This window comes from Arsenophonus endosymbiont of Bemisia tabaci Q2 (assembly GCF_902713415.1).
In the GTDB taxonomy this organism is placed as follows: Bacteria; Pseudomonadota; Gammaproteobacteria; order Enterobacterales; family Enterobacteriaceae; genus Arsenophonus.
The window spans coordinates 1-2,576 of record NZ_CACTIE010000185.1 but is presented as its reverse complement, the minus strand read 5'-3'; the positions used below and the strand labels follow the sequence as shown (position 1 = coordinate 2,576).

The window sequence follows — 2,576 nt, the reverse complement described above, 5'->3', positions numbered from 1 at the left end:
AGAAACAGAGTATTCAACAAGTCATCATCGATGCGGGGCATATGGTGGAATATTTGCCTACCTATTCGCCAGATCTTAATCCAATTGAACATAAATGGGTACAAGCTAAATGCAAAAAAAGAGCGCTCGGATGCGACACAGATATTTTGTTCGCACTCAATATGGTGTAATCAAAATTAAGTCGCTTAGCTATATTTTGGGTAAACCGCCGTTTATTAGCAATGAAGAAATTAGCAATTTTATCAATAAACTGATGGATAATTACCTGGCAAACCCCTCAACAAAATTAATTAATATGCTGGAAGCGCGTCCTGCTAATATTAATATTTTTCTCGATTATTTTAACCATCAACCAGAACTGATGGTTTCCCCCCAATTTAACAGTAGCTTTATTCAAACTATATTGGCGGCTAGAACAGGAGGAAATATTGATAGCAAAATCGCCTCAATGGCTAACCAATTGTATGAACAATATCTACAACTTCCTGAAATAAAACAACAACTAGCATATCTACAAATTAAGGAAATATTTGGCAATTATGATCGAAAGGCAGATTGGGCAGAGAGCAACGCGCAAAACTATCTGTTACTTTCACCGAAAAAGGCAGGTAGAACATTAATAGTTGCGGAAAATATTCTGACAAAAATGCTAGATCCTGATCTGGAAACCAAGTGGAATAACATTTTTATTTTTCACGATAGCGAAAATTTAGGCCCGCAACAATTCAGTCTAGATGAATTCTTCAACCAAGATTTCCCGCTATTTTCTAGTCATTTTTCTTATAGCCAACACCAAGCAACATTTAATAAGCTGATTGAAGCACTGAATTTAGGCGAACAGCTGGACACTCTATTCCTTAATGCACAAAAATCCAATATTTCTACCACTAAATTAGTTGATCAGGCCTCGCAACATACACTAAAAGAAATTTTTACTCATGTGCTTGATTTTGAGCATGGCTATAGCTTAAAAGATAAAAATTATAATAAAATCATAGAACTATAAAATTTGGCTAACAGTAGCGAACGAAATAAAGCTGAATATCTGCTGGCTTTATCCGCTGTTTTCACCCGTTATTCATCCAGTGCTGTGTTTGGTACCGAATTGGATTCTCCTCTGATGCTAAGATATTATGCTTACGCCTTAATGGAAAAAGCCCATAAACTTAATCCCACGCTGATTGCGCAAGATACCTTTAATAATTGGAAGAATCGATTAGTTGGCTGCGAAAACGCTTTTTTGCACTGCCGTTTTATATGATCTGATGATTGATTATGCAATAGAGCACTGTCATGATGTTTTGAAAAAATTGAACCATCCGCCTGGGGATAAATGCTGGAAAAAACTTTATAATAGCCTAAAAAATGATTATTAACGGTAGCAAAAGATATTAAATATAATGAAAAATTTAAAATTTTTATACGATCCGTTAATAATCATCTATAGTTAGGATCATATTAATGAAAGATAGATGTTTAAATAATATTGTCCTCTAATAGGAGGTTATATGAAAAAATGCTTATCGCTTATTGTGTCATACTTATTGATGATAATCGCTTTTCTTTTAATATCATCGATTTCATTCTACTGCATGTTTTTATTCGACTGGCATGACAAAGCCACTGATTATTTATACCTTATTGGCGCGGTAATCGTATCGTTAATCCTGCTGTATTTATCTGATAAAATCAAATGCATTGCATGTCATCATAAACATGATCATATCTAGTTTGATGACACTCACTGTTTTTTCTACCTCTTTTGTCTAGGCTAAATATTTTTAATATTATTGCATTAGAAAAAGAAGCAAGAAAAAACAGTAAAACTATTTTTCAAGTTCAAGACAGTGAAATGCCATGCCAGTTCGAGCAGTTAATAACTCACCCCAAGCAACGCGTTGTTTATTAGGCAATAAACAGACTCGTGTCTCTAACACACCACCTTATCAGTCAAATTTTCGGCTGCTATGAGGGTATACAGTTCTGCTAATGGCAAATCGATGGTGGCAATCTGAGCTAAATAGGGTATTTGCTTAAATGTAACCGTCGGTCGAATTTCCTTTATCCATAATTGATTAACGTCGGTTAATGTCACGATAGCCAATGGTTCATTCCACCATAATAATGCTTCGCCTTGCCGGATATCCACATCACCAGCTAACCAATAACCATACTTATGACGAATATTTTCACAATCAGCAATAAAATCGGCTAACAATTTAAGCGTCACTTGCACAGGTGGGGCTTGAAATGGCGTCCAATCGGCGAAAGCTGCCTGCCACTTTTCTGCTCCAATATTAACCACCACAAACTGACATTCGTCTACCGTAATAACGGGATAAATGCCCTTAGGTAACCGGTAATTAATCGGCTGTTGGCTCAATCTTGCATTAACCGTTTCAGCAAGCAATGCAAACCAGGCTGCGCTAATGCAAGGAAAAAATCTTCAGTAACAAGCGTTGGATCAGCACTACCACACTATAGGTTTGCAGCGGCTGCTGCCAATTAGAGTGCTCACAGCAAACACCTGCCGAATTATTGGACAACCACGACCACCATTGACCATCCCCTTCAAC

At 36.6% G+C, this 2,576-nt stretch carries 4 protein-coding genes; 3 read left to right on the top strand and 1 reads right to left on the bottom strand.

What is annotated here, in order from left to right; translation table 11 throughout:
- The first annotated feature begins 41 nt into the window (after positions 1 to 41).
- Genes ARSQ2_RS15000 through ARSQ2_RS09475 form a run of 3 tightly spaced genes read left to right on the top strand, consistent with a single transcriptional unit; the run spans position 42 to position 1,261 of the window.
- Positions 42 to 170: a transposase gene (locus ARSQ2_RS15000; RefSeq protein WP_420837769.1), complete on the top strand. Its 129-nt coding sequence runs from the start codon at positions 42 to 44 to the stop codon at positions 168 to 170.
- Positions 110 to 1,006, top strand: coding sequence for a hypothetical protein (locus ARSQ2_RS09480; protein ID WP_181995149.1), 897 nt, complete (start codon positions 110 to 112; stop codon positions 1,004 to 1,006). The genes ARSQ2_RS15000 and ARSQ2_RS09480 overlap by 61 nt, the downstream gene beginning before the upstream one ends.
- A gap of 3 nt (positions 1,007 to 1,009) precedes the next feature.
- The gene (locus ARSQ2_RS09475) at positions 1,010 to 1,261 is read left to right on the top strand and encodes a hypothetical protein (protein WP_181995148.1); all 252 of its coding nucleotides are present in this window, start codon (positions 1,010 to 1,012) and stop codon (positions 1,259 to 1,261) included.
- A gap of 669 nt (positions 1,262 to 1,930) precedes the next feature.
- On the opposite strand, the gene ARSQ2_RS09470 is transcribed toward ARSQ2_RS09475, so the two are convergent.
- Complete coding sequence (locus ARSQ2_RS09470; RefSeq protein ID WP_181995147.1) at positions 1,931 to 2,410, bottom strand: hypothetical protein; 480 nt, start codon at positions 2,408 to 2,410, stop codon at positions 1,931 to 1,933.
- Between the last annotated feature and the right edge of the window lie 166 nt (positions 2,411 to 2,576).